We start from the raw sequence: 21600 nt of genomic DNA, 5'->3' as shown, positions 1-21600 counted from the left end.
GCGCGTCAGGCTTCCTGCGCGCACACGAACACGTGCAGGTCGCGCGCGAAGCCGTCGAGTTCCTCGGCGAGCTGGCGCACGAGCCGCCCGAGAATGTTGTAGGCGAGCACTGCGGGGATCGCGACGACCAGCCCGAACGCGGTCATGATCAGCGCCTCGCCGACCGGCCCCGCGACGTTCTCGATCTGCGCCTGCCCGCTCGCGGCGATGCTGCCGAGCGCGTGATAGATGCCCCATACGGTGCCGAGCAGGCCGACGAACGGCGCGGTGCTGCCGATCGACGCGAGCAGCACCTGACCGAATTCGAGACGGCGCTGCGAGCGCAGCATCGCGTGACGCAGCGCGCGCAGCACGCGTTCGCTGCGCTCGACACGCGCGGCGAGCGCGGCCGGATCATGTTCGTCGGCCGCATCGCGCGCCGCTTCGGCGAGCGGTACGAACACGCGCTCGCGATCGGCACCGGCGAGCGCAGCGATGCCCGCGTCGAGCGACGCCGCGCGCCAGAACGAGGCGAGCGCCCGCGGCCCCTGGCGCTTCGCGCGGACCAGCAGCCAGGCTTTCATGAGGAGGAAGCACCAGCTGGCGACGGACATCGCCAGCAGCACGTAGGCGACGGCGTGCGTGATCGCATCGCCGCTTTCGAGGTAGTGGACAACGCCGGTGGGAATCGCCATCGGAGTTTCCCCGTGAGGGTCAGCGCAGGCCGAGCACGTCCTGCATGTCGAACAGGCCGGCGCCGCGCGCCGACAGGAAGCGGACCGCACGCAGCGCGCCCTGCGCGTACGATACGCGGCTCGACGACTTGTGCGTGATCTCGATCCGTTCGCCGATCCCGGCGAACAGCACGGTGTGATCGCCGACGATGTCGCCGCCGCGCACGGCCGCAAAGCCGATCGTCGACGGATCGCGTTCGCCCGTCACGCCCTGGCGGCCATACACCGCGCATTCGTCGAGCGAGCGCCCGAGCGCGCCGGCAACGGCCTCGCCCATCATCAGCGCGGTGCCCGACGGCGCGTCGACCTTGTGACGGTGGTGCGCCTCGATGATCTCGATGTCGTAGCCGTGCGAGAAATGCTTTGCCGCGAATTCGAGCAGCTTCAGCGTGACGTTCACGCCGACGCTCATGTTCGCCGCGAACACGATGCCGATCTTGCCTGCCGCGGCCTGCAGCTCGGCCTTCTGCTCGGCGGTGAAGCCGGTCGTGCCGATCACGAGCTTCACGTCGTGGCGCAGCGCGGCCGCGACGTGCGCGATCGTGCCTTCCGGCCGCGTGAAGTCGATCAGGTAGTCGGCCTGCGCGAATACGGCGTCGAGGTCGTCGGTCAGCTTGATCCCGGTTTCCTTGCCGAGGAACGCGCCCGCGTCCTGACCGAGGAACGGCGAATCGGCGCGGTCGAGCGCGCCGACGAGCTGCGCGTCGGAATCGTTGAGAACGGCTTCGATCAGCATCCGGCCCATACGGCCCGATGCACCGGCAATCGCAATCTTCATGGCTTTCTACACGACAGGTCTAAAGGCGGGCGGCGCATGCCGCCCTGTTTCCGCTCGCCGGCCGCTTACTGCGACTGGGCCGGCGCGGTGAGCGGCTGGTTCTGCAGGTTGTCCGAACCCCGCGGGCCGACCGGCGGCGACGCCTCGCTCGACACGTTCGGCTGCGGCGGGCGATGGAACTGGAATTGCGGCTGGATCGCCGGCGCGGCGCCCGGCGGCTGGCCGCCCGGCACCGGCGCGCCGCCCGAAGCCTGCGCGGACGGCGTGAAGCGGCGGGCGGTCGTGCCCTGCCCCGATACCTGGTTGGTCGCGCGGTTCGCCGCGCGCGCCGCCTGGGCGTTGGCATCCTGGTCGACCGCCACGCCGGAAACCGGCTCGGCGGATGCGGTCGCGGCCGCCTGCGCGGCGCTCGCGGCAGCAGCGGCTTCGGACGCCTTCTTCGCCGCGGCCGCGGCCTTCGCCTTCTTGCCGCCGCGATCGCCGTCGATATCGGCCAGCAGGTCGAGTTCGGAAGGCAGGTTCTCGGCACCCGTCCAGCTCGCGAGGCGATCGCCCGAGAACGTCAGCACGAGGTCGCGCTGCTGGACGATCGACGTCGAGCCGCGCTTGAAGTAAAAGAGGTAATCCCAGCGGTCGGCATGAAACATGTCCGACAGCAGCGGCGTGCCGAGCAGCGCGCGGACCTGCTCGCGCGTCATTCCGGCCTGCAGCTGCGCGGCCTTCTCCTGCGACACGAAGTTGCCCTGCACGACAGTGATCCGATAGGGCGTGATGCTCTGCGCGATGCGCTGCGTCACGCTGTCGTACGACGAACAACCAGCCAGCGCGGCAACGGCGGCGGCAGCGATGATGGCACTCCGCATGCGACTCCTCTGAAGGTGCGAAAGAGATTCCGGGAACATTTCCGTCACCGTGCAGGCCCGCGTCGCGGGCCGCGCGTGTTTCTGGAACGGCGAAAAGCCGGTAACATTGAAGCCCTGCATTGTACTCTAGGGATGCCTAGCCATGACCAATCCGACGGATCTCAAGAATATCGGGCTAAAGGCCACCCTACCGCGCCTCAAGATTCTCGAGATCTTCCAGCAAAGCCCGGTGCGTCACCTGACGGCCGAAGACGTCTACCGCAATCTGCTCAACGAGCAGCTCGACATCGGGCTCGCCACCGTTTATCGCGTGCTGACGCAGTTCGAGCAGGCCGGCCTGCTCACGCGCAGCAACTTCGAATCCGGCAAGGCCGTGTTCGAACTGAACGAAGGCTCGCACCACGATCACCTCGTCTGCCTCGATTGCGGCCGCGTCGAGGAATTCTTCGACGCCGAGATCGAAGGCCGCCAGCAGGCGATCGCGAAGGAGCGCGGCTTCCGGCTCCAGGAACACTCGCTCGCGATGTACGGCTCCTGCACGACCGAGAACTGCCCGCACCGCAAGCACTGATCCGCACGCATCACGCCTGCGCCACGGCCCGGCCGGCATCTCGCCGCCCGGGCCGTGTTGTTTTCGGGATCGGAATGGAAAAGGCCCGCACGTTGCGCGCGGGCCGGTTCGGGAAAGTTTCCAATTGTGAGCGGCGAGCCATGCCGCCGCCGCACGGTGCGCGATGCTCGACGCCCGATGCCACCTTCGCCGCGCGTCAGGCCGCGCTCGCGCACGCCGGCGCGAACTCGAGCGCCCACGCGTCGTCGAGCGGAATCTCGTCGCAGTTCGGCTGCGGGCCGCCGCGGTCGACGATCACGAAGTCGCTGACCGCGTCGAGCGCAAGCAGCGGATGGTGCCAGACGCCCTTCGCGTAGTTCACGCCCTGCCAGCCTTCGGCGAGAAACGCGCGCATCGCGTCGGGCCGGAACTCGCCGGCCGGCGCGACGACGATCGCGTAGCGCGACACGGCCGCGAGCGGAATGAACGCCTGGCTGCCGTGAGGATGGCGCTCCATCAGCGTGATCGCGACCGGCAGCGCGCGCGGCTGCGCGCGAAACACGCTGACGAGCGGCCGGCCGCCGTCCGCGCAGACGTCGATCGTCGCGAGATCGTGGAAGCGCTCGGTCGTGCCGCCGTTGATCGGGAAGTGCCGCGCGCCTTCGAGCGCGATCACGTCGCCGAACGGCGCGAACGCCTCGCGGGTCAGGCGCTCGACGCGCAGGATGTGTGGTCCGCTCATGCCGATGCCTCCTTCAAGCCGGCTCGCCCCACAGACGCAGGCGCGACACGCCGCCGTCCGGGAAGATGTTGAAACGCACGTGCGTGACGGGGCCGAGTGCCGCGAGCTGGTCGAACGTATGCACGTGGTCCATCTGCAGCTTCTGTTCGCCGAGCAGCTCGGCCCAGAACATCGACTGCGTGACGAGCGAATCGTCGGTGCCACCCACGACCCGCGCGGCCTGCAGCGAACAGCGGTCGGGGAAGTTGCCCTTGAAGAACGCCGTATCGACCTCGACGCGCCGGATGATGCCCGGCCGCGCCAGCGCGACGATCGCCCAGTCGTTGCCGGGCTCGCGGCGGCGCCGCGTTTCCCAGCCGTCGCCCATGTTCGCGCCGCGCCCCGGCATCAGCATCTGCGAGGCCGCGCCGAAGTGCTGGTTGTTCGCGGCCACCAGGTAGCCGCCGTTCTCGATCGCCGCGAGATCGACGAACTCGCCGGCCGGCACGTGGCGCCAGTCGCGGCGCGGCTGGCCGTACACGCGCAGCCGCGCGAGCCCGCCGTCCGGATACAGGTTCACACGCAGATGCGTGACCGGCTGCGCATCGTCAACGCTCACGTAGTGGTGCGAATTGCCCTGCAGCGTCGTCGCTGGGACGATCGTGCGCCATTCGGCGTCGTCCGGCGGCGCGTCCCCGTCCACTGCGCATGCCTCGATCGACGCGGCCGGCGGGAAATTGCCGGTGAAGTGGCTCGTATCGAGATCGACGCCGTGAATCACGCCCGGCCGCGCGAGCCGGACCACGCAGAAGTCGTGGCCGGTGGTGCGCTTGCGGCGCGTTTCCCAGCCGTCCATCCACTTGCCGTGGTCGTCGTACTTGCCGGGAATGAAGACGGCCGGCTCGGGATTCAGCATGCGCTCCTTCGGCGCGAAGAATTCGTCGCTGGCGAAAAGCGCCTGCGCGCCCAGGCGCGGGTCGGCGAGGTTCATGTAGCGCCGCGTGAAGGCCGGCGCGTTCGGATCGAGGATGGGGGCTGCCATGTCGTCTCCATTATCTTGATGAGGGCCGGCGCATCGTCGCGCCGGCCGCAGGGAATTCGTTCGCGCGAAGCGGCCGGGGAAGCCGCTTCGCGCGAGGGCGCTCAGAGCGCGTGGGCCTGGTCGCCGGCGACCGGTGCGGCGCTCGCCTGTTCGTCGGCCACGTAGCGCAGTTCGCGGTTCAGCACGCGCGTCGCGCGGGCCCGGTCGATGTCGTTCTCCCACACGGCGACGACCACCGTCGCGACGCAGTTGCCGATCAGGTTGGTCAGCGCGCGGGCGATGCCGACGAACCAGTCGACCGGCAGGATCAGCACGAGGCCGAGCACCGGAATCGCGGGAATCGCCGACAGCGTCGCCGCGAGGATCACGATCGCCGAACCCGGAATCCCGTGCGCGCCCTTCGACGTGACGAGCGACACCAGCAGCACGACGATCAGGTCATGCGTGGACAGCGGCGTATTGGTGGCCTGCGCGATGAACAGCACGGCGAGCGTCAGGTAGATCGAGAAGCCGTCGAGGTTGAACGAATAACCGGTCGGGATCACCAGGCCGACCGTCGAATCCTTGATGCCCATGTATTCGAGCTTGCTCATCACCTGCGGCAGCACCGCGTCCGACGACGCCGTGCCGAGCACGATCGACAGTTCCTCGCGCAGGTAGCGGATCAGCTTGAACACCGAGAAGCCCGCGATGCGCATCACGATGCCGAGCACGACCGTGACGAACACGATGCAGCTCAGGTAGAACACCGCGACGAGGTAGCCGAGCTGCTTGAGCGACGCGACGCCGTACTTGCCGGTCGTGAACGCGATCGCGCCGAGCACGCCGAGCGGCGCAAGCTTGATGATGAAGCCGATGATGCGGAAGAACACGTGCGACAGCTCCTCGATCAGGCTGTTCACGCGCTGCGCCTTGTCGCCGAGCAGCGACAGCGCCGAGCCGAACAGCACCGCGAACACGAGGATCTGCAGGATGTCGCCCTTCGCGAACGCGTCGATCGCGGTCTCGGGGATGATCTTCATCAGGTAGCCGGCCGTGTCCTTCAGGCTTTCGGCGTTCTTCGCGTACGACGAGAGCGAGGCCGCGTCGAGCGAGTGCAGGTCGATGTTCATCCCGACGCCCGGGCGCGTCAGCCACGCGAGGACGAGTCCGATGCCGAGCGCGATCGTCGTCATCACCTCGAAGTAGACGACCGCCTTCAGGCCGACCCGGCCGACCTTCTTCAGGTCGCCCGCATTGGCCATCCCGCTGACCACGACGCAGAACACGATCGGGCCGATGACCATCTTGATGAGCTTCAGGAAGCCGTCGCCGAGCGGTCGCAGCGACTCGGCGAAATGCGGGAAGAACGCGCCGAGCGCGACCCCCAGGATTAATGCGACGACTACCCGGCCAAACAGCGAATTGAGGAATTTCGACACGGCGCTCTCCCGATCCAACGGTTGCAGTTTCGTCTGTTCATACTGGTAAGACCAGTGATGTTATGGTGGATAGTAGGAAGCCGATATAGTCGCGTCAAGGGCGAACAAAATAGGGATTTCCCGCCCATGCAGGGGCGGATCGTGACTTTCCCGTAGGCCGGTCATGCACCGCGCGCAGGCGGATTACAATGCCGGTCAGACCGGCCATCGTTCACATCATGAAAAACGTTCCGCACACCGTGACCGACGCCGCCATCGCGACGATCCGCGACCGGATCGAGGCAGGCGTGTATCCGGTCGGCAGCCTGCTGCCGGCCCAGCGCCAGCTCTCCGAGGAGCTGGAGATCAGCCGCGCGTCGCTGCGCGAGGCGCTCTCCACGCTCGAGGCGCTCGGGATGCTGCGCATCCGCGCCGGCAAGGGCGTGTATGTCGAAAGCGCCCAGGCGACGGCCGCCCATCCGTGGCAATTCGCCGAGCAGTCGTCGCCGCCCGACACGTACCAGATGCGCTATGCGCTCGAAGGATTCGCCGCGCGGATGGCCGCGCACGTCGTCACCGACGACGACATCGCATGGTTCGAGGACAACCTCGCCGACCTGCACGTCGCGCTGACCGAGAGCGCACTCGACGAAGCGTCGCGGCTCGACTTCGACTTCCACATGCGGATCATCCATCTCGCGGGCAACGCGGCGATCGAGTCGGTGCTGCGCAGCAGCGCGGACATCATGAAGGAAAGCCAGCGCATGCCGTTCTACCGGCGCGAGCTGCTGCTGTCGACGTGGCACGAGCACCGCGCGATCGTCGACGCGCTGATCGCCCGCGATGCGGCCGCGGCCGGTACGGCGATCGAGACGCACATCGAGAACGCCGCGCAACGCGCGGGCATCTTCTTCCCGACGCCGGGCACCTGACGCCGCCGTCGGCCGGCGATCCCGGCCGCCGCGGCAGCCCATTCTCCGGTCGTGCCGGTCATCCTCCCGAAGGATCGCGATACGCGAGCGCGCGCGTGACGCGCATGGACCTCGCCGAATTCGGTGAGCTGCACCGCGCGGCAAGTCACGCAGTCGCCCGCTTTCGCGCCGGCCAATGAAACAGGCACGCTCCGCAAATCGCGGGCGTGCCTTTTCTGCATGCGCGCCGTCGCGCCATCAGTGGACGATCATGCCCCCTCGTGCGTGAAATCGATCAGCACCTTCATCGCACGCTGCCGGTCACCGGCCAGCTCGAACGCGCGGTTCGCGTCGCGCATCGGGAACACGCCCGTCACGGCCGGGCGCAAGTCGACGCGCTGCGCATTGATCAGTTGCACCGCGAGCGCGAATTCCGCATGGAAGCGGAATGAACCGCATATCGACAGTTCCTTCGCGACCACGACGTTCTGCGGCAGGCTGACATCGCCGCCGAGCCCGAGCTGCACGACGATGCCGCGCGGCCGCATCACGTCGAGACCGTCGCGCAATGCGCGCTCATTGCCCGAACACTCGATCATCACGTCGAACGTCCCCTTGTCGGCACCGTAGCGCGCGACCCAGCCGGTGTCCGTCGACGCGTTGATCGCGTGATCCGCGCCGAGCGCGCGGGCAACCCCGAGCGGCGCATCGACCACGTCGGTCGCGACGATCTCCGCCGCGCCGTGCACGCGCGCCGCCGCGACCGCCAGCACGCCGATGGGCCCGCACCCGGACACGAGCACGCGGCGGCCGATCAGCGGGCCCGCGCGCGACACCGCATGAAGCCCGACCGCGAACGGCTCGGCGAGCGCCGCGAGTGACAGCGGCACATGGTCCGCCACCTTCACGCACTGCGCGGCATCGCACACGAGCGCGTTGCGAAATGCGCCCTGCACGTGCGGCATGCGCATCGCGCTGCCATAGAAGCGCATGTCGAGACACTGGTTCGGGAGCCCTTCCAGGCAGTAGCGGCACGCGCCGCACGGGCGGCTCGGATTCACCGCGACGCGATCGCCGACCGTCACCGACGTCACGTCCGGCGCAACGGCCGCCACCGTGCCGGCCACTTCATGGCCGAGCACCATCGGCTGCTGCAGCCGGATCGCGCCGAAGCCGCCGTGCCGAAAGTAATGGAGGTCTGAGCCGCAGATGCCGCCCATTGCGACATCGACGCGCACCTGGCCCGGGCCGATCTCGCCCGCGTCCTGCTCTTCGAGCCGCAGGTCGTTCGGACCGTGGATCACGAGACACATGCAACGCATACGCATGACGTTCTCCTATACGGCGCTGGTCAGGCCGCCGTCGACGAACAGCGTCTGGCCGTTCACGAAATCGGATGCGGCCGATGCGAGGAAGATCGCGGCGCCGCACAGCTCGTCGACGCGTCCCCAGCGGCCGGCCGGCGTGCGCTTGCAGAGCCATTCTGAGAACGCCGCGTCGTCGACCAGCGCGCGGTTCAGCTCCGTCTCGAAATAGCCTGGCGCGAGGCCGTTCGCCTGGATGCCGTGACGCGCCCAGTCGGCGCACATCCCTTTCGTCAGCATCCGCACCGCGCCCTTCGTCGCCGCATACGGCGCGATCGTCGGCCGCGCAAGCTCGCTCTGCACCGAGCAGATGTTGATGATCTTGCCGCGGCCGCGCGCGATCATGTGGCGCGCCACCGCCTGCGCGACGTTGAACACGCCGTCGAGATTCACGCGCATCAGCGCGTGCCAGTCGTCCGGCTCGAATGCATCGAGCGGCGCGCGGCGCTGGATGCCCGCGTTGTTCACGAGGATGTCGATCGCGCCGACGCGCGCCTCGAAATCGTCGATTGCCGCACGCACCTGCGCATGCTCGGCTACGTCGAACACCGCGTAATCGGCCGCGAAGCCTTCCTCGCGGAAATGGTGCGCGAGCGTCGCGGCCTTCTCCTCATTGCGATCGTTGATCACGATCGCCGCGCCGGCCTCCGCGAGCCCGCGGGCGAGTGTCAGCCCGATCCCGCGTCCGGAACCCGTGATCAGTGCGCGGCGGCCGTCCAGCCGGAACCGGTCAAGCGCGTTGCTCATGCATGTCTCCTCGTGCCATCGAGCCGACCGCCGGTCGCGGCCGGTCTCGCGATGAGCGTATCTTCGGCGCTCGGCCGGGGCCGCGCCAATGGTCTTTTTTGATCCGGTTATCATGAAATCCGATCACCGTCCGCTGCCGCCCCCCCACCATGGAACTCAAGCAATTGCGCGCCTTCGTCACGCTCGCTGAAGAGCTGCATTTCGGGCGCGCCGCGCAGCGCCTGTTCATCGTGCAGTCCGCGCTGAGCATGCAGATCAAGGCGCTCGAGGAAGATCTGGGCACACGCCTGTTCGAGCGCGACCGCCACAAGGTCGAACTCAGCGATACCGGACGCGTGTTCCTGCCCGAGGCGCGGGCGACGCTGCAGCAAGCCGCGCGTGCGGAGCAGATGGCGCGGCTGTCGAGCCGCGGCGAGATCGGCACGCTGCGCATCGCGTTCGTGTCGTCCGTGCTGCCGGCGCTGTTGCCGGCCGTGCTGCGCACGATGCGCGAGCGCTATCCGCTGATCGCGCTCGAATTGAAGGATCTGCCGACGCCCGACCAGATCGCCGCGCTGCGCGACCGGCGCATCGATTTCGGAATGATCCGGCTGCCGGCCGCGTATGCGGGAATCGACACGCGCGTGGTGCTCGAGGAAGGCTTCGTCGTCGCGCTGCCGCTCGACCATCCGCTTGCCGCGCACGAGACGATCACGCCGGCCGCGTTGCGCGGACAGCCCGCGTTCGTGCTCGCGCGCCGCTACGCGCCCGGCTTTCACGACGACATGCTGCTCGCGCTGAGCCGCGCGGGCACGACGCTCGAGATCGCGCAGGAGTTCGGGGAATTCACGACGATGCTCGCGCTCGTCGCGGCCGGGATGGGGATCGGGCTGATACCGGCGGAAGCCGCGAGCGCGTTGCCGCCGAACGTGCTCGCGCGGCCGCTCGACCTGGCCGGGCACCGGACCGGCATCGGGCTCGCGTGGACCGACCTCGACAGCCCGCTGAAGCGCGCGTTCGTCGACGCGCTCGAACATGTGACGGCGAACGCCGGGCAATAAAAAGCCCGGCCGGAAAAACCGGGCCGGGCTCGTTCGCCACGCCGGCCGCCTTGCGGCGGCCGCGCGACGTGCGGGATTACTTCGCGTTCGCGAACGCGACAGCCGTATCCAGCATGCGGTTCGAGAAACCCCACTCGTTGTCGTACCAGCTCGACACCTTGACGAGGCGGCCCGACACCTTGGTCAGCGTCGCGTCGAACGTCGACGACGCCGGGTTGTGGTTGAAGTCGATCGACACCAGCGGCGCGTCGTTGTAGCCGAGGATACCCTTCAGCGCGCCTTCCGATGCTTCCTTCATGATCGCGTTGACTTCCTCGACCGTCGTGTCACGCTTCGCGATGAACGACAGGTCGACGATCGACACGTTGATCGTCGGGACGCGGATCGCGTAACCGTCGAGCTTGCCGTTCAGTTCCGGCAGCACGAGGCCGACGGCGGACGCAGCGCCCGTCTTCGTCGGGATCTGGCTGTGGGTGGCCGAACGCGCGCGGCGCAGGTCTTCGTGGTACACGTCCGTCAGCACCTGGTCGTTCGTGTACGCGTGGATCGTCGTCATCAGGCCGGTTTCGAGGCCGATCTTGTCGTTCAGCGGCTTGACGAGCGGCGCGAGGCAGTTTGTCGTGCACGATGCGTTCGAGATGACGGTGTGCTCGGCCTTCAGCACGTCGTGGTTCACGCCGTAGACGATCGTCGCGTCGACGTCCTTGCCGCCCGGCGCCGAGATGATCACCTTCTTCGCGCCGCCCTTCAGGTGCGCGCTCGCCTTTTCCTTCGTCGTGAAGAAGCCCGTGCATTCCATCACGACGTCGACGCCCAGCTCGCCCCACGGCAGTTCGGCCGGGTTGCGGTTCGCCAGCACGCGGATCTTGTCGCCGTTCACGACGAGGTAGTCGCCGTCGACCGACACTTCGCCCGGGAACTTGCCGTGCGCGGTGTCGTACTGGGTCAGGTGCGCGTTGGTCTTCGCATCGCCCAGGTCGTTGATCGCGACGATCTCGAGATCGTGCTTCTTGCCGTTTTCATAAAACGCGCGCAGCGTGTTGCGGCCGATACGGCCGTAGCCGTTGATTGCGACGCGAATCGTCATGGTCTATCTCCTGATGGCTGAAAAAATTCGTTTCGTGCAGCTTCACGGTGCGACGCGCGCGGGGGTAGCGCGCGTCGCGAATGGTTTTAGGCCAGCACGGCCTTCGCGGTCTCGACGACGTGCTCGACAGTGAAGCCGAAGTACTTGAACAGCACGCCGGCCGGGGCCGATTCGCCGAACGTGTCGATCCCCACGACGCCGCCTTCGAGGCCGACGTACTTGTGCCAGAACGCGGTCACGCCCGCTTCGATCGCGACGCGGCGCACGCCGTGCGGCAGCACGCGTTCGCGGTATTCGGCGTCCTGGCGGTCAAACACGTTGGTCGACGGCATCGACACGACGCGGGCTGCGATGCCCTGCTGCGCGAGCGGCTCGACGGCCTTCATCGCGAGTTCGACTTCCGAGCCCGTCGCGATCAGGATGATCTTGCGCGCGACGATCTCTTCGTCCCAGTCCTTCAGCACGTAGCCGCCCTTCTCGATGTTCGCGATCTGCGAATCCGTGCGCGGGTTGAACGCGAGGTTCTGGCGGCTGAAGATCAGGCTCGACGGACGATCCGCGGCAACCGCGTGGGTCCATGCGACGGCCGTCTCGACCGTGTCGGCCGGACGCCATACGTCGTGGTTCGGGATCAGGCGCAGGCTCGACACGTGCTCGATCGACTGGTGCGTCGGGCCGTCTTCGCCGAGGCCGATCGAATCGTGCGTGAACACGAAGATCGACGGGACCTTCATCAGCGCGGCGACGCGCAGCGCGTTGCGGCTGTAGTCGGAGAACGTCAGGAACGTGCCGCCGAACGGCTTGTGGCCGCCGTGCAGCGCGAGGCCGTTGATCGCGGCGCTCATGCCGAATTCGCGCACGCCGTAGTTGATGTGGTTGCCCAGCACGACGCCCGCGCCTTCCGGATTCGCGCGGACCGCCTTCGATGCCTTCCAGTTGGTCAGGTTCGAGCCGGTCAGGTCGGCCGAGCCGCCGAGCAGTTCCGGCAGTGCGGCAGCCAGCCCTTCGATCGCCTGCTGCGATGCCTTGCGGGTCGCGACCGTCTCGGCGCGCTCGTTCGCGCCGGCGATGATCGCCGCGGCCTTCTCGGCCCAGTCGGCCGGCAGCTTGTTGGCCATCCGGCGTTCGAATTCAGCGGCTTCTGCCGGGAATTTCGCGCGATATTGCGCGAACGTCGCGTCCCAGTCGGACTCGGCACGCTTGCCGGCTTCCTTCGCGTCCCATGCCGCATAGACTTCCTGCGGAATCACGAACGGCTCCCACTTCCAGCCGAGCGCTTCGCGCGTCTTCGCGATTTCTTCCGCGCCGAGCGCAGCGCCATGCACGTCGTGGCCGCCGGCCTTGGTCGCCGCGCCCTTGCCGATCACCGTCTTGCAGCAGATCAGCGTCGGCTTGTCCGACAGCTTCGCCTTCGCGATCGCCGCGTCGACCGCGTCGACGTCATGGCCGTTCACGTTCGGGATCACGTTCCAGCCGTAGGCCTCGAAACGCTTCGGGGTGTCGTCGTGGAACCAGTTGACGACGTCGCCGTCGATCGAGATGCCGTTGTCGTCGTACAGCGCGATCAGCTTGTTCAGCTTCAGCGTGCCCGCGAGCGAGCAGGCTTCGTGCGAGATGCCTTCCATCAGGCAGCCGTCGCCGAGGAATACGTACGTGTGGTGATCGACGATCTTCGCGCCGTCACGGTTGAACTCGTCGGCCATCAGCGCTTCGCCGAGCGCCATGCCGACCGCGTTCGCGAGACCCTGGCCGAGCGGGCCGGTGGTCGTCTCGACGCCCGGCGTGATGCCGTATTCGGGGTGGCCCGGCGTCTTCGAATGCAGCTGGCGGAAGTTCTTCAGCTCTTCCATCGGCAGGTCGTAGCCGGTCAGGTGCAGCAGCGAGTAAAGCAGCATCGAGCCATGGCCGTTCGACAGCACGAAGCGGTCGCGGTCTGCCCAGTGCGGGTTCGTCGGGTTGTGCTTCAGGTGGCGCGACCAGAGCGCAACGCCGATTTCGGCCATGCCCATCGGCATGCCGGGGTGGCCGGAGTTCGCTTGCTGGACGGCGTCCATCGCGAGCGCACGGATCGCGTTGGCCATCAGGGTGGTAGAGGCGGGAGACGAAGTCGTCATGTCGAGTCCGGAGAACGAGTCGAGGAAACGGGGGCACGGCGGCATCCGGAAGCTCGAGCGTCAATCGTTCCCGGCGCGCGGTGCGGCGCCTGACGGACGCGAAGCGGACGGAGCCTACGGACGGGGCTGCAAAGCTCGTCATTTTAACAGATGGGCTGACATTTCCCTTGTCGGCGCGCGGTGTTCCGGCACGCTTTTCCGCGGAACCGCACGCCTCCTATAATTCAGGCGTCGGAACTGCCCGCCCCGAGCGGCCCGCCCGTGAACACGACCCTTCTCTTCCATCCCACGCCCGACGCTGCGTACGGCTTCCCGAACGCACGCCGGCTCGCGCACGTCGCGTCGCCGCACCAGCACATCGAAGTCTGGGACACCCCGCAGCTCGGCCGCCTCTTCACGCTGGACGGACGGCCGATGACGTCGGTCGGCGACGAATACGTGTACCACGAGTGCATGACGCACCCGGCCGCGCTCGCGCATCCGTGCCCGCGCAAGGCGCTCGTGCTCGGCGGCGGCGATGGCGGCGCGGCGCGTCAGTTGCTCAAGCACGCGTGCATCGAGCGGATCGTCGTCGCGGAACTCGACGACGAGGTGGTCGGCATGGCACGCCGCTATCTCGACGACGTGCATCAGGGCGCGCTCGACGACCCGCGCGTCGAGGTCGTGATCGGCGACGCCGCGCGTTTCGTCACGTCGACCGTCGAGCATTTCGACCTCGTCGTGTTCGACCTCACGCCACCCGATTCGCCGGCGGCCGGCCTCTATACGCGCGAGTTCTACGCGCGACTCAAGCGGATCCTCACGCCGTGCGGCGCGATCTCGATGCATCTCGGCTCGCCGGTGTTCCACGCGGCGCGCATCGCCGCGCTGCTCGCCGACCTGCGCGCGAGCTTCGCGGTCGTCGATCCGTTGTCCGCGCACGTGCCGCTGTACGGATCCCAATGGCTGATGGCGATCGCGAGCGACACGCTCGATGCGGCCGCGCTGTTCGCGCACGACATCGACGAGCGTCTCGCCGCGCGCCGCGTGCAGGGCCTGCGCTACTACGATGCGCGACTCCATGCAGCCCTCTTTGCCCTGCCGCGCGCGCTGCGCGATACACTGGGCGTTCGCCGCTGAGCTTCCGGGCGGACGTATCGTTCTGCGGGCTGGCCGCGCTTTCTCCCGCGCTCGACCCGCGACGCGCAGGCCCGGAACGATGCACGCGGGCAGCCGGCGTATCCGCGGCACCGCACCGGGCGCCCGCGCGCCAATACCCGTTGGACTGCAAAACATGGGACCGGAGTAACCGCTCAAGCGCCAACACCGTTCGACAGGAGATTTCATGACCGATCCACGTCCGGCCAACGTGCCTTGGTTGACGCCTTACCTGGCCGTGCGCAATGCGCATGCGGCCATCGAGTTCTTCCAGGCCGCATTCGGCTTCGAGTTGCGCGACGTCCTCGACGAGGACGGCGCGATCATGCACGTGGAGATGACCTACCGCGGGCAACTGATCGTGATGTTCGCGCCCGAAGGCGCGTTCGGCTCCACCGCGCTCACGCCGAAGAGTGCGGGCGCAACCGCCCCGCAGTCGTTTTACCTGTATGTCGACGACGTCGACGCGACCTGGCAGCGCGCGCTCGATTCGGGCGCGAAATCGCTGACCGCACCGCAAGACCAATTCTGGGGCGACCGCTTCGCGCAGATCGAGGATCTCGACGGCTATCGCTGGGCGCTCGCGCGCCGCCTGAGCGCATGAACGGAGCCGCGATACGCATGATTGAAGCCACCACCACCGCGGCCGTGCCGCGCTTTTTCGTCGAGGCGGCGCTGCGCACCGACGCGACGCTCGCGTTGCCGGCCGACGTCGCGCGTCACGCGCAAGTGCTGCGGCTGCAGCCCGGCGACGCGCTGGCGCTGTTCGACGGCAGCGGCGGCCAGTACCGCGCGCGGCTCGTCGAGATCGACAAGCGCAGCGCGCTCGCGCAGATCGAAGCGTTCGACCCGTCCGAGGCCGAGCCGCCCTATCGCGTGACGCTCGCGCAAGGCATCGCCGGCGGCGACAAGATGGACTGGGTGATCGAGAAGGCCGTCGAGCTCGGCGTCGCTGCGGTCGTGCCGCTGTCGACCGCGCGCGGCGTCGTGAAACTGTCGGGGGAGCGCGCGGACAAGCGCGTTGCGCACTGGCGCGGCGTCGTGCGCGCGTCGTGCGAACAATGCGGGCGCAACCGCGTGCCCGACGTCGCGCCGGTACGCGGCTTCGGCGCCTGGCTCGACACGCTGCCGGCCGCGCCGTCCGACGGCGAACTGCGGCTGCTGCTGTCGCCGCGCGCGAGCATCCCGTTCGCGTCGCTGCCCGACGCGCCGCCCGCGGCGGCAGTCACGCTGCTGATAGGCCCCGAAGGCGGGCTGTCGCCGGACGAGGAAAATGCGGCACGCGCACACGGGTTCACCGCATTGTCGCTCGGCCCGCGCGTGCTGCGCACCGAGACGGCCGGCGCGGCTGTGCTCGCGGCGCTGGCCGCGCGCTGGGGCGGCTGGTGACGAACCCGACGTGCCGCGACCCGCGGCGCCCCGGCCCGCGGGGTCGCCACGTGAATGCGGCGCGTTTCGATCTTGCGGCTTGCTGCGACTTGCCACTCGACGAGCGGTGCGGCATCAGGTTGAGCAATGCGTCGAGCACTGGCGTCAGCACGTGTTGCAGGCTGCCGGTTACCCAGCCGACATCGAGGCTGTCAAGATCGATCGTGCCCGTCATCGCGCGCGTCACCGGCGACGCATCCGGCACCTCCGTCCTGCCTGCGTCGCGCGGACGCAAAAAAGCCCGCGCGAGGCGGGCCTTTTGCCGGATCGGCCGCGTTCAGGCGGCCGACAGATTCGCGCTTTACGCGAACGAATAGAACACGCGGAACGCGACCTTGCGCTCGGCCCAGAATTCGGCGGCTTCGCGGAACACGTCGAGCAGCGTCTCGCGCCCTTCCTTGTCGAATTTCTGCGCGATCGGCAGCCCTTCCAGGACGATCACGAAACCGGGCTGCGCGCCGGCCTTCGCGACGAGGTCGGTCAGGCAGTCGTACAGCGCATCGTAGTTCTTCCCGAAATGCTTCGGAAACAGGAACGACGTCGCGATCGTCTCCATCACTTCCTGCTTCGACTGCGCGGCGCCGCAATATGCATACAGGAAATGCTGGCCGAGCCGGCTGGCTTCGTCGGCAAGATCCTGCACGCGGAACGCGCGGATCGACTGCACGAGATTGGGTCGCACGGTCGTGAAAAGGCTCATAGGCTCCTCGTTCGATGAAAGCCCGGGCTCGGCTTCCTGTTGCTCCGGGCCGACGCCGGCCTGTGCCGCCGCGTGGAGTTGCATCACGCGCTGAAACAGATTGCCGTCGCCGGCCGCGAACAGTTCCGCCGCCACCGTATCGTGCGCGTAGATGGAGTCGCTCATGCCGTTCATCCCGAAGTCATTCAACAATACGTTTAAAACTGTTGTAGTGGTCGTCCGTGTAATAACAGTTGTCGATCCGGCGCAATGGCCCGCCGCAGACGATCCGGCGCGCGCCGCGATTGCGTGCGCGCGGCGTCGGCACCGTGTACTCGTGGTAGTAGCCGCGCTTCGCCTTCGGCAGGATCCGCTCGCGGTTGCCGAAGACGACGCCGTCTTTCTCGTACGGATAGGGGCCACCGGCGCCGATCAGGCCAAGCGTGGTCACGGCCTCGCGCGGCAGACGGGCGGTCGGGATCGTATCGACCCCGCCGACGGCCAGGTCGGCCGAAACGGCCTGCCGTGCGTAAGCGGCGGAAACCAGACTGCCCGTCGGCGTACCGACGATACCCATCGCGAACATCGCGAAGACGGACGCGAGCGCGCCGTTGCGGAGCCACTTGCGTGCCATGAACCAGGGTTCCCGCTGTTAAATCAAGTAGTTGACGACCAACCAAAGGCGTTAGCGTAGCGCTATTGTCCGCGCGAATCAATGTTCGTTTGGGAATCGAAAGGCTGGCGCCGCCCGGAATCGTGCATTTTTTACCGAAACAAGACTACATATATCTTACATGAGATAAAATACCGGCGGCATCTCTCGTATGGCAAGACCCTGCCTCCTTGCCACGCTCGCTACCCGGAGTGGAGAGATGCTGCTGCTGCTTGCGGGAAGCGCGTTTGCGCCCTGCCCGACGGCGTGCCCTTTGCGGGCACGCCTCTTTTTGCTTTTGTTTACAATTTCGCCCGGCGCGCGGCACCGGTTCGACCGTTGCCGCGCGGTTCGTTCCGGCTCAGCGTGCGGCGTTCACGTCGGCGACCAGCAGCGCCGCCATGTTGACGATGCGGCGAACGGTCGCCGATTCGGTCAGCACGTGCACCGGCTGGGCTGCGCCCAGCAGGATCGGCCCGATCGCGATGTTGTTGCCGGCGGCCGTCTTCAGCAGGTTGTACGCGATGTTCGCGGCATCGATGTTCGGCAGGATCAGCAGGTTCGCATCGCCTTCCAGCGTCGATTCGGGCAGGATTTCCTTGCGCAGCGCCGCGTCGAGCGCGACGTCGCCGTGCATTTCGCCGTCGACCTTCAACTCCGGCGCACGTTCCTGCAGGATCGCGAGCGTATCGCGCATCTTCTGCGCCGAAGGCGCGTTGCTCGTACCGAAATTCGAGTGCGACAGCAGCGCGACCTTCGGCTCGATGCCGAACCGGCGCACTTCTTCCGCGGCCATGATCGTGATCTCGGCAAGTTGCTCCGGGGTCGGATCGACGTTCACGTGCGTGTCGACCAGGAAGATCTGGCGGCCCGGCAGCACGAGGCCGTTCATCGCCGCGTACACGCTGCAGCCAGGGCGCTTGCCGATCACCTGGTCGATGAAGTGAAGGTGGCGGTGGGTGGTGCTGATCGTGCCGCAGATCATCCCGTCCGCTTCGCCCTTCTTCACCAGCATCGAGCCGATCAGCGTCGTGCGGCGGCGCATCTCGACACGGGCCAGCTGCTCGCTGATGCCCTTGCGTGCCATCATCTTGTAGTACGTCTGCCAGAAGTCGCGGTAGCGCTCGTCGTGTTCGGTGTTGACGACCGTGAAGTCGGTGCCCGGCGTGAGGCGCAGGCCGTAGCGCTGGATACGGTGCTCGATCACCGACGGACGGCCGATCAGGATCGGCGTCGCGAGCTTCTCGTCGACGATGATCTGGACGGCGCGCAGCACGCGCTCTTCCTCGCCTTCCGCGAACACGACGCGCTTCTTCTCCGCCGGCGCGCTGCGCGCGAGCTGGAAGATCGGCTTCATCGTCGTGCCGCTGTGGTACACGAACTGCTGGAGGTGAACGCGGTACGCCTCCATGTCCTCGATCGGGCGCGTCGCGACGCCACCGTCCATCGCGGCCTGCGCGACGGCCGGCGCGATCTTGACGATCAGCCGCGGATCGAACGGCTTCGGAATCAGGTATTCGGGCCCGAACGACAGGTCCTGGATCCCGTACGCGGTCGCCACGATGTCGCTCTGCTCGTGCTGCGCGAGTTCGGCGATCGCGTTCACGGCCGCGATCTCCATTTCACGCGTGATCGTCGTCGCGCCGACGTCGAGCGCGCCGCGGAAGATGAACGGGAAGCACAGGACGTTGTTGACCTGGTTCGGATAGTCGGTGCGGCCGGTCGCGAGGATCGCGTCGGGGCGCACTTCGAGCGCCGCTTCCGGCAGGATTTCCGGCGTCGGGTTCGCGAGCGCGAGGATCAGCGGGCGCTCGGCCATGCCCTTCACCATCTCCGGCTTCAGCACGCCGGCGGCCGACAGGCCGAGGAAGATGTCCGCGCCGTCGATCACCTCGGCCAGCGTGCGGGCGTCGGTTTCGCGGGCGAAACGCTCCTTGTCCGGATCCATCAGCTCGGTGCGGCCCTTGTAGACCACGCCGGCCAGGTCGGTCACGGTGATGTTCTCGAGCGGCAGGCCGATGTCGACCAGCAGGTCCAGGCACGCGAGCGCGGCCGCACCCGCGCCGGACGCGACGAGCTTCACCTTCTTGATGTCCTTGCCGACGACCTTGAGGCCGTTCGTGACGGCCGCGGCCACGACGATCGCGGTGCCGTGCTGGTCGTCGTGGAACACCGGGATCTTCATCCGCTTGCGCGCTTCGCGCTCGACGATGAAGCAGTCCGGCGCCTTGATGTCTTCCAGGTTGATCCCGCCGAAAGTCGGCTCCAGCGCGGCGATCACGTCGACCAGCTTGTGCGGGTCCGACTCGTTCAGCTCGATGTCGAACACGTCGATGCCGGCGAACTTCTTGAACAGTACGGCCTTGCCTTCCATCACCGGCTTCGACGCGAGCGGGCCGATGTTGCCGAGCCCGAGCACCGCGGTGCCATTCGTAACGACGCCGACCAGGTTGCTGCGCGCGGTGAAGCGCGCGGCGTTCAGCGGGTTCTCGACGATCTCCTCGCACGCGTAGGCGACACCCGGCGAATACGCGAGCGCGAGGTCGCGCTGGTTGATCATCTGCTTGGTCGGGGCGATCGCGATTTTCCCCGGCGTCGGGAATTCGTGATAGTCGAGTGCGGCTTCGCGGAGCTTGGCTTTGGAGGAGGCTTGGGTCGACATGTGTCTCTTGACGGGCGGATTAGAATAACTGTTCGACGGCATTGTAGCGCCAATCGAAGGCCGCCAGACCGGCGATTCGGGTGCGACAGCCGCGACAAAAATGTACTGAACGGTGCAGGAACGGCGCCGTTCGCTGCGTACAATGCCGTTCCCTTCACCGCTTCCGGGTCCGTCCGCCGTGCCAGCCGCCCTGTCCGAGTTTTCGCTGATCGATCGCTTCTTCGCGCGCCGCGCGGCCCGGGGGGCGCGTGCGTCAACGCTCGGCATCGGCGACGATTGCGCGCTGATCGCGCCTCGATCCGGCAAATTGCTGGCCATTTCGACGGACATGCTGGTCGAAGGCCGCCATTTCTTCCCCGATGTCGCACCCGACGCGCTCGGCCACAAGACGCTCGCGGTCAACCTGTCGGATCTCGCGGCGATGGGTGCCGAGCCGCGCGCGTTCACGCTCGCGTGCGCACTGCCGCGCGCGGACGCGGCGTGGCTCGAGGCGTTCAGCAACGGGCTGTTCGCGCTCGCCGAGCGGTTCGGCTGCGAACTGATCGGCGGCGACACGACGAGCGGGCCGCTGAACCTGTGCGTGACCGTGTTCGGCGAAGTCTCGCCGGACGCGGCGTTGCGGCGCGATGCCGCGCGTGACGGTGACGACGTCTGGGTGTCCGGCACGCTCGGCGACGCCCGTGCTGGGCTCGGACTCGCGCGCGGCGAATGGACCGCCGGCGCGGACGAAGCCGCCGTGTTCCGGCAGGCGCTCGAGCGTCCCGAGCCGCGCATCGCGCTCGGGCTTGCGCTCGCGGGCGTCGCACATGCGGCGCTCGACATCTCGGACGGCCTCGCCGGCGACTTGCAGCACATCCTGACCCGCTCGAACGTGCGCGCCGAGATCGACGCCGACGCGGTGCCGCGCTCGGCCGCGCTCGCGACGCTGCCGCCCGACGTGCAGCGACGCTGCATGCTCGCCGGCGGCGACGACTACGAACTGTGCTTCACCGCGCCGGCCGCGGCCCGCGCGACGATCGAGGCAGCGGGCGCGAGCGCCGGCGTCCGGGTGACGCGAGTCGGTACAATACGCGCGTTGTCCTCGCCGTCGGAGCAGCCCGCGATCGCGTGGCGCGACGCCGCCGGCGCCCCCCTGACTCTCACGTTGCACGGTTTCGACCACTTCCATGCAGACTGACCCGACCGGGCAATCCGCGGCCGCGCCCGGCGCCGCCCGGAACGTGCCGCAGCGCGCCACGGCGCGCTTCATGCTGTCGCACCCGGCGCACATCGTGTCGCTCGGCTTCGGCAGCGGGCTCGCGCCGTTCATGCCCGGCACGTTCGGCTCGCTGTTCGGCTGGCTCACGTTCGTGGTGCTCAATCGCTACCTGACGGTGCCCGAATGGTGGGCGCTGATCGCGGTCGGCTTCGCGGCGGGCACGTGGATCACCGGTTTCACCGCACGAAAGATGGGCACGTCCGATCCGGGCGCCGTCGTCTGGGACGAAATCGTCGCGATCTGGCTCGTGATGCTGTTCGTCACGCCCGCGACCTTCATCGGCCAGTTGTGGGCGTTCGTCGTGTTCCGCTTCTTCGACATGCTCAAGCCGCCGCCGATCCGCTATTTCGACCGTCGCGTGAAAGGCGGGCTCGGCATCATGGTCGACGACCTGATCGCCGCGTTCATGACGCTGCTCGTGATCGCCGCCTGGCGCTCCGTCGTCGGCTGACCG

At 67.7% G+C, this 21600-nt stretch carries 21 protein-coding genes; 8 read left to right on the top strand and 13 right to left on the bottom strand.

Translation table 11 applies throughout. The features are described from left to right. Positions 1–5 precede the first annotated feature (5 nt). The 3 genes from DIE11_RS14350 to DIE11_RS14340 all read right to left on the bottom strand — a co-directional run bounded on the left by DIE11_RS14350 (position 6) and on the right by DIE11_RS14340 (position 2354). Positions 6–674, bottom strand: a complete 669-nt coding sequence (locus tag DIE11_RS14350) for a MotA/TolQ/ExbB proton channel family protein (RefSeq protein ID WP_059682572.1) — start codon at positions 672–674, stop codon at positions 6–8. Between the two features lie 19 nt (positions 675–693). Then, positions 694–1491 (bottom strand): 4-hydroxy-tetrahydrodipicolinate reductase, encoded by a 798-nt coding sequence (gene dapB / locus DIE11_RS14345; protein WP_059608229.1) that lies wholly within the window; start codon positions 1489–1491, stop codon positions 694–696. Between the two features lie 65 nt (positions 1492–1556). Beyond that, the gene (locus tag DIE11_RS14340) at positions 1557–2354 is read right to left on the bottom strand and encodes an outer membrane protein assembly factor BamE (protein WP_059608228.1); all 798 of its coding nucleotides are present in this window, start codon (positions 2352–2354) and stop codon (positions 1557–1559) included. Positions 2355–2496: 142 nt separating this feature from the next. On the opposite strand from DIE11_RS14340, the gene fur reads away from it, so the two are divergent. After that, positions 2497–2925 (top strand): ferric iron uptake transcriptional regulator, encoded by a 429-nt coding sequence (gene fur, locus DIE11_RS14335; RefSeq protein ID WP_011350926.1) that lies wholly within the window; start codon positions 2497–2499, stop codon positions 2923–2925. 196 nt (positions 2926–3121) lie between these two features. Here fur and DIE11_RS14330 read toward each other — a convergent pair whose 3' ends face one another. The 3 genes from DIE11_RS14330 to DIE11_RS14320 form a co-directional block, all read right to left on the bottom strand. Further along, positions 3122–3646: an ureidoglycolate lyase gene (locus DIE11_RS14330; protein WP_059535280.1), complete on the bottom strand. Its 525-nt coding sequence runs from the start codon at positions 3644–3646 to the stop codon at positions 3122–3124. Between the two features lie 13 nt (positions 3647–3659). Then, on the bottom strand, positions 3660–4667 hold the full coding sequence (gene alc, locus DIE11_RS14325) for an allantoicase (RefSeq protein WP_124624819.1): 1008 nt from the start codon (positions 4665–4667) through the stop codon (positions 3660–3662). A gap of 101 nt (positions 4668–4768) precedes the next feature. Continuing rightward, positions 4769–6088: a C4-dicarboxylate transporter DctA gene (locus DIE11_RS14320; protein WP_124624817.1), complete on the bottom strand. Its 1320-nt coding sequence runs from the start codon at positions 6086–6088 to the stop codon at positions 4769–4771. A gap of 188 nt (positions 6089–6276) precedes the next feature. On the opposite strand from DIE11_RS14320, the gene DIE11_RS14315 reads away from it, so the two are divergent. Continuing rightward, positions 6277–6999: a FadR/GntR family transcriptional regulator gene (locus DIE11_RS14315; protein ID WP_175815302.1), complete on the top strand. Its 723-nt coding sequence runs from the start codon at positions 6277–6279 to the stop codon at positions 6997–6999. A 248-nt stretch (positions 7000–7247) separates the two neighbouring features. Here the strand turns inward: DIE11_RS14315 and DIE11_RS14310 are convergent, their stop codons facing one another. After that, entirely contained in the window at positions 7248–8306 is a 1059-nt protein-coding gene (locus DIE11_RS14310; protein ID WP_124624814.1) for an L-idonate 5-dehydrogenase, read from the bottom strand. 9 nt (positions 8307–8315) lie between these two features. Then, complete coding sequence (locus tag DIE11_RS14305; RefSeq protein ID WP_059608222.1) at positions 8316–9089, bottom strand: SDR family NAD(P)-dependent oxidoreductase; 774 nt, start codon at positions 9087–9089, stop codon at positions 8316–8318. Between the two features lie 149 nt (positions 9090–9238). Here DIE11_RS14305 and DIE11_RS14300 point away from each other — a divergent pair, with 149 nt between their 5' ends. Beyond that, the gene (locus DIE11_RS14300) at positions 9239–10129 is read left to right on the top strand and encodes a LysR family transcriptional regulator (RefSeq protein WP_124624811.1); all 891 of its coding nucleotides are present in this window, start codon (positions 9239–9241) and stop codon (positions 10127–10129) included. 76 nt (positions 10130–10205) lie between these two features. Here the strand turns inward: DIE11_RS14300 and gap are convergent, their stop codons facing one another. Then, positions 10206–11216: a type I glyceraldehyde-3-phosphate dehydrogenase gene (gene gap, locus DIE11_RS14295; RefSeq protein WP_006485712.1), complete on the bottom strand. Its 1011-nt coding sequence runs from the start codon at positions 11214–11216 to the stop codon at positions 10206–10208. Positions 11217–11302: 86 nt separating this feature from the next. Continuing rightward, positions 11303–13375 carry a transketolase gene (tkt, locus tag DIE11_RS14290; RefSeq protein WP_059608220.1) on the bottom strand — a complete coding sequence of 691 codons (2073 nt, stop codon included), beginning with the start codon at positions 13373–13375 and terminating at the stop codon, positions 11303–11305. A gap of 216 nt (positions 13376–13591) precedes the next feature. Here tkt and speE point away from each other — a divergent pair, with 216 nt between their 5' ends. The 3 genes from speE (at position 13592) to DIE11_RS14275 (ending at position 15856) form a co-directional block, all read left to right on the top strand. Then, positions 13592–14449 (top strand): polyamine aminopropyltransferase, encoded by an 858-nt coding sequence (gene speE / locus DIE11_RS14285; RefSeq protein ID WP_124624808.1) that lies wholly within the window; start codon positions 13592–13594, stop codon positions 14447–14449. A 205-nt stretch (positions 14450–14654) separates the two neighbouring features. After that, positions 14655–15071: a glyoxalase/bleomycin resistance/extradiol dioxygenase family protein gene (locus DIE11_RS14280; protein WP_124624805.1), complete on the top strand. Its 417-nt coding sequence runs from the start codon at positions 14655–14657 to the stop codon at positions 15069–15071. Between the two features lie 17 nt (positions 15072–15088). Next, entirely contained in the window at positions 15089–15856 is a 768-nt protein-coding gene (locus DIE11_RS14275) for a 16S rRNA (uracil(1498)-N(3))-methyltransferase (protein WP_124624802.1), read from the top strand. Positions 15857–16196: 340 nt separating this feature from the next. On the opposite strand, the gene DIE11_RS14270 is transcribed toward DIE11_RS14275, so the two are convergent. From DIE11_RS14270 to DIE11_RS14260, 3 genes are all read right to left on the bottom strand, one after another. After that, entirely contained in the window at positions 16197–16760 is a 564-nt protein-coding gene (locus DIE11_RS14270; protein WP_124624790.1) for a barstar family protein, read from the bottom strand. A 16-nt stretch (positions 16761–16776) separates the two neighbouring features. Continuing rightward, positions 16777–17208 carry a ribonuclease gene (locus tag DIE11_RS14265; RefSeq protein WP_006760307.1) on the bottom strand — a complete coding sequence of 144 codons (432 nt, stop codon included), beginning with the start codon at positions 17206–17208 and terminating at the stop codon, positions 16777–16779. A 379-nt stretch (positions 17209–17587) separates the two neighbouring features. Continuing rightward, on the bottom strand, positions 17588–19930 hold the full coding sequence (locus DIE11_RS14260) for an NADP-dependent malic enzyme (protein ID WP_269467503.1): 2343 nt from the start codon (positions 19928–19930) through the stop codon (positions 17588–17590). 100 nt (positions 19931–20030) lie between these two features. On the opposite strand from DIE11_RS14260, the gene thiL reads away from it, so the two are divergent. Both thiL and DIE11_RS14250 read left to right on the top strand, forming a co-directional pair. Then, positions 20031–21065 (top strand): thiamine-phosphate kinase, encoded by a 1035-nt coding sequence (gene thiL, locus DIE11_RS14255; RefSeq protein WP_108064731.1) that lies wholly within the window; start codon positions 20031–20033, stop codon positions 21063–21065. Continuing rightward, positions 21055–21597: a phosphatidylglycerophosphatase A gene (locus tag DIE11_RS14250; protein WP_059608215.1), complete on the top strand. Its 543-nt coding sequence runs from the start codon at positions 21055–21057 to the stop codon at positions 21595–21597. Before thiL ends, DIE11_RS14250 begins: the two co-directional genes overlap by 11 nt. The last annotated feature ends 3 nt before the right edge of the window (positions 21598–21600 follow it).

The organism is Burkholderia sp. Bp9012, assembly GCF_003853825.1.
GTDB classification, from domain to species: Bacteria; Pseudomonadota; Gammaproteobacteria; order Burkholderiales; family Burkholderiaceae; genus Burkholderia; species Burkholderia diffusa.
The sequence above is the reverse complement of the archived record's forward strand: the minus strand, read 5'-3'. Positions and strand labels throughout refer to the sequence as shown.

Excerpts from the sequence above, each read along its gene's own strand:
- DIE11_RS14265 (WP_006760307.1), bottom strand. The coding sequence starts at position 17,208 with ATGGCACGCAAGTGGCTCCGCAACGGCGCGCTCGCGTCCGTCTTCGCG.
- DIE11_RS14250 (WP_059608215.1), top strand. The coding sequence starts at position 21,055 with ATGCAGACTGACCCGACCGGGCAATCCGCGGCCGCGCCCGGCGCCGCC.
- DIE11_RS14270 (WP_124624790.1), bottom strand. The coding sequence starts at position 16,760 with ATGAGCGACTCCATCTACGCGCACGATACGGTGGCGGCGGAACTGTTC.
- fur (WP_011350926.1), top strand. The coding sequence starts at position 2,497 with ATGACCAATCCGACGGATCTCAAGAATATCGGGCTAAAGGCCACCCTA.
- tkt (WP_059608220.1), bottom strand. The coding sequence starts at position 13,375 with ATGCCGCCGTGCCCCCGTTTCCTCGACTCGTTCTCCGGACTCGACATG.
- DIE11_RS14260 (WP_269467503.1), bottom strand. The coding sequence starts at position 19,930 with ATGCCGTCGAACAGTTATTCTAATCCGCCCGTCAAGAGACACATGTCG.
- DIE11_RS14315 (WP_175815302.1), top strand. The coding sequence starts at position 6,277 with ATGCCGGTCAGACCGGCCATCGTTCACATCATGAAAAACGTTCCGCAC.
- DIE11_RS14300 (WP_124624811.1), top strand. The coding sequence starts at position 9,239 with ATGGAACTCAAGCAATTGCGCGCCTTCGTCACGCTCGCTGAAGAGCTG.
- DIE11_RS14280 (WP_124624805.1), top strand. The coding sequence starts at position 14,655 with ATGACCGATCCACGTCCGGCCAACGTGCCTTGGTTGACGCCTTACCTG.
- DIE11_RS14350 (WP_059682572.1), bottom strand. The coding sequence starts at position 674 with ATGGCGATTCCCACCGGCGTTGTCCACTACCTCGAAAGCGGCGATGCG.
- DIE11_RS14310 (WP_124624814.1), bottom strand. The coding sequence starts at position 8,306 with ATGCGTATGCGTTGCATGTGTCTCGTGATCCACGGTCCGAACGACCTG.
- thiL (WP_108064731.1), top strand. The coding sequence starts at position 20,031 with ATGCCGTTCCCTTCACCGCTTCCGGGTCCGTCCGCCGTGCCAGCCGCC.
- DIE11_RS14305 (WP_059608222.1), bottom strand. The coding sequence starts at position 9,089 with ATGAGCAACGCGCTTGACCGGTTCCGGCTGGACGGCCGCCGCGCACTG.
- DIE11_RS14330 (WP_059535280.1), bottom strand. The coding sequence starts at position 3,646 with ATGAGCGGACCACACATCCTGCGCGTCGAGCGCCTGACCCGCGAGGCG.
- DIE11_RS14275 (WP_124624802.1), top strand. The coding sequence starts at position 15,089 with ATGATTGAAGCCACCACCACCGCGGCCGTGCCGCGCTTTTTCGTCGAG.
- alc (WP_124624819.1), bottom strand. The coding sequence starts at position 4,667 with ATGGCAGCCCCCATCCTCGATCCGAACGCGCCGGCCTTCACGCGGCGC.
- gap (WP_006485712.1), bottom strand. The coding sequence starts at position 11,216 with ATGACGATTCGCGTCGCAATCAACGGCTACGGCCGTATCGGCCGCAAC.
- DIE11_RS14340 (WP_059608228.1), bottom strand. The coding sequence starts at position 2,354 with ATGCGGAGTGCCATCATCGCTGCCGCCGCCGTTGCCGCGCTGGCTGGT.
- dapB (WP_059608229.1), bottom strand. The coding sequence starts at position 1,491 with ATGAAGATTGCGATTGCCGGTGCATCGGGCCGTATGGGCCGGATGCTG.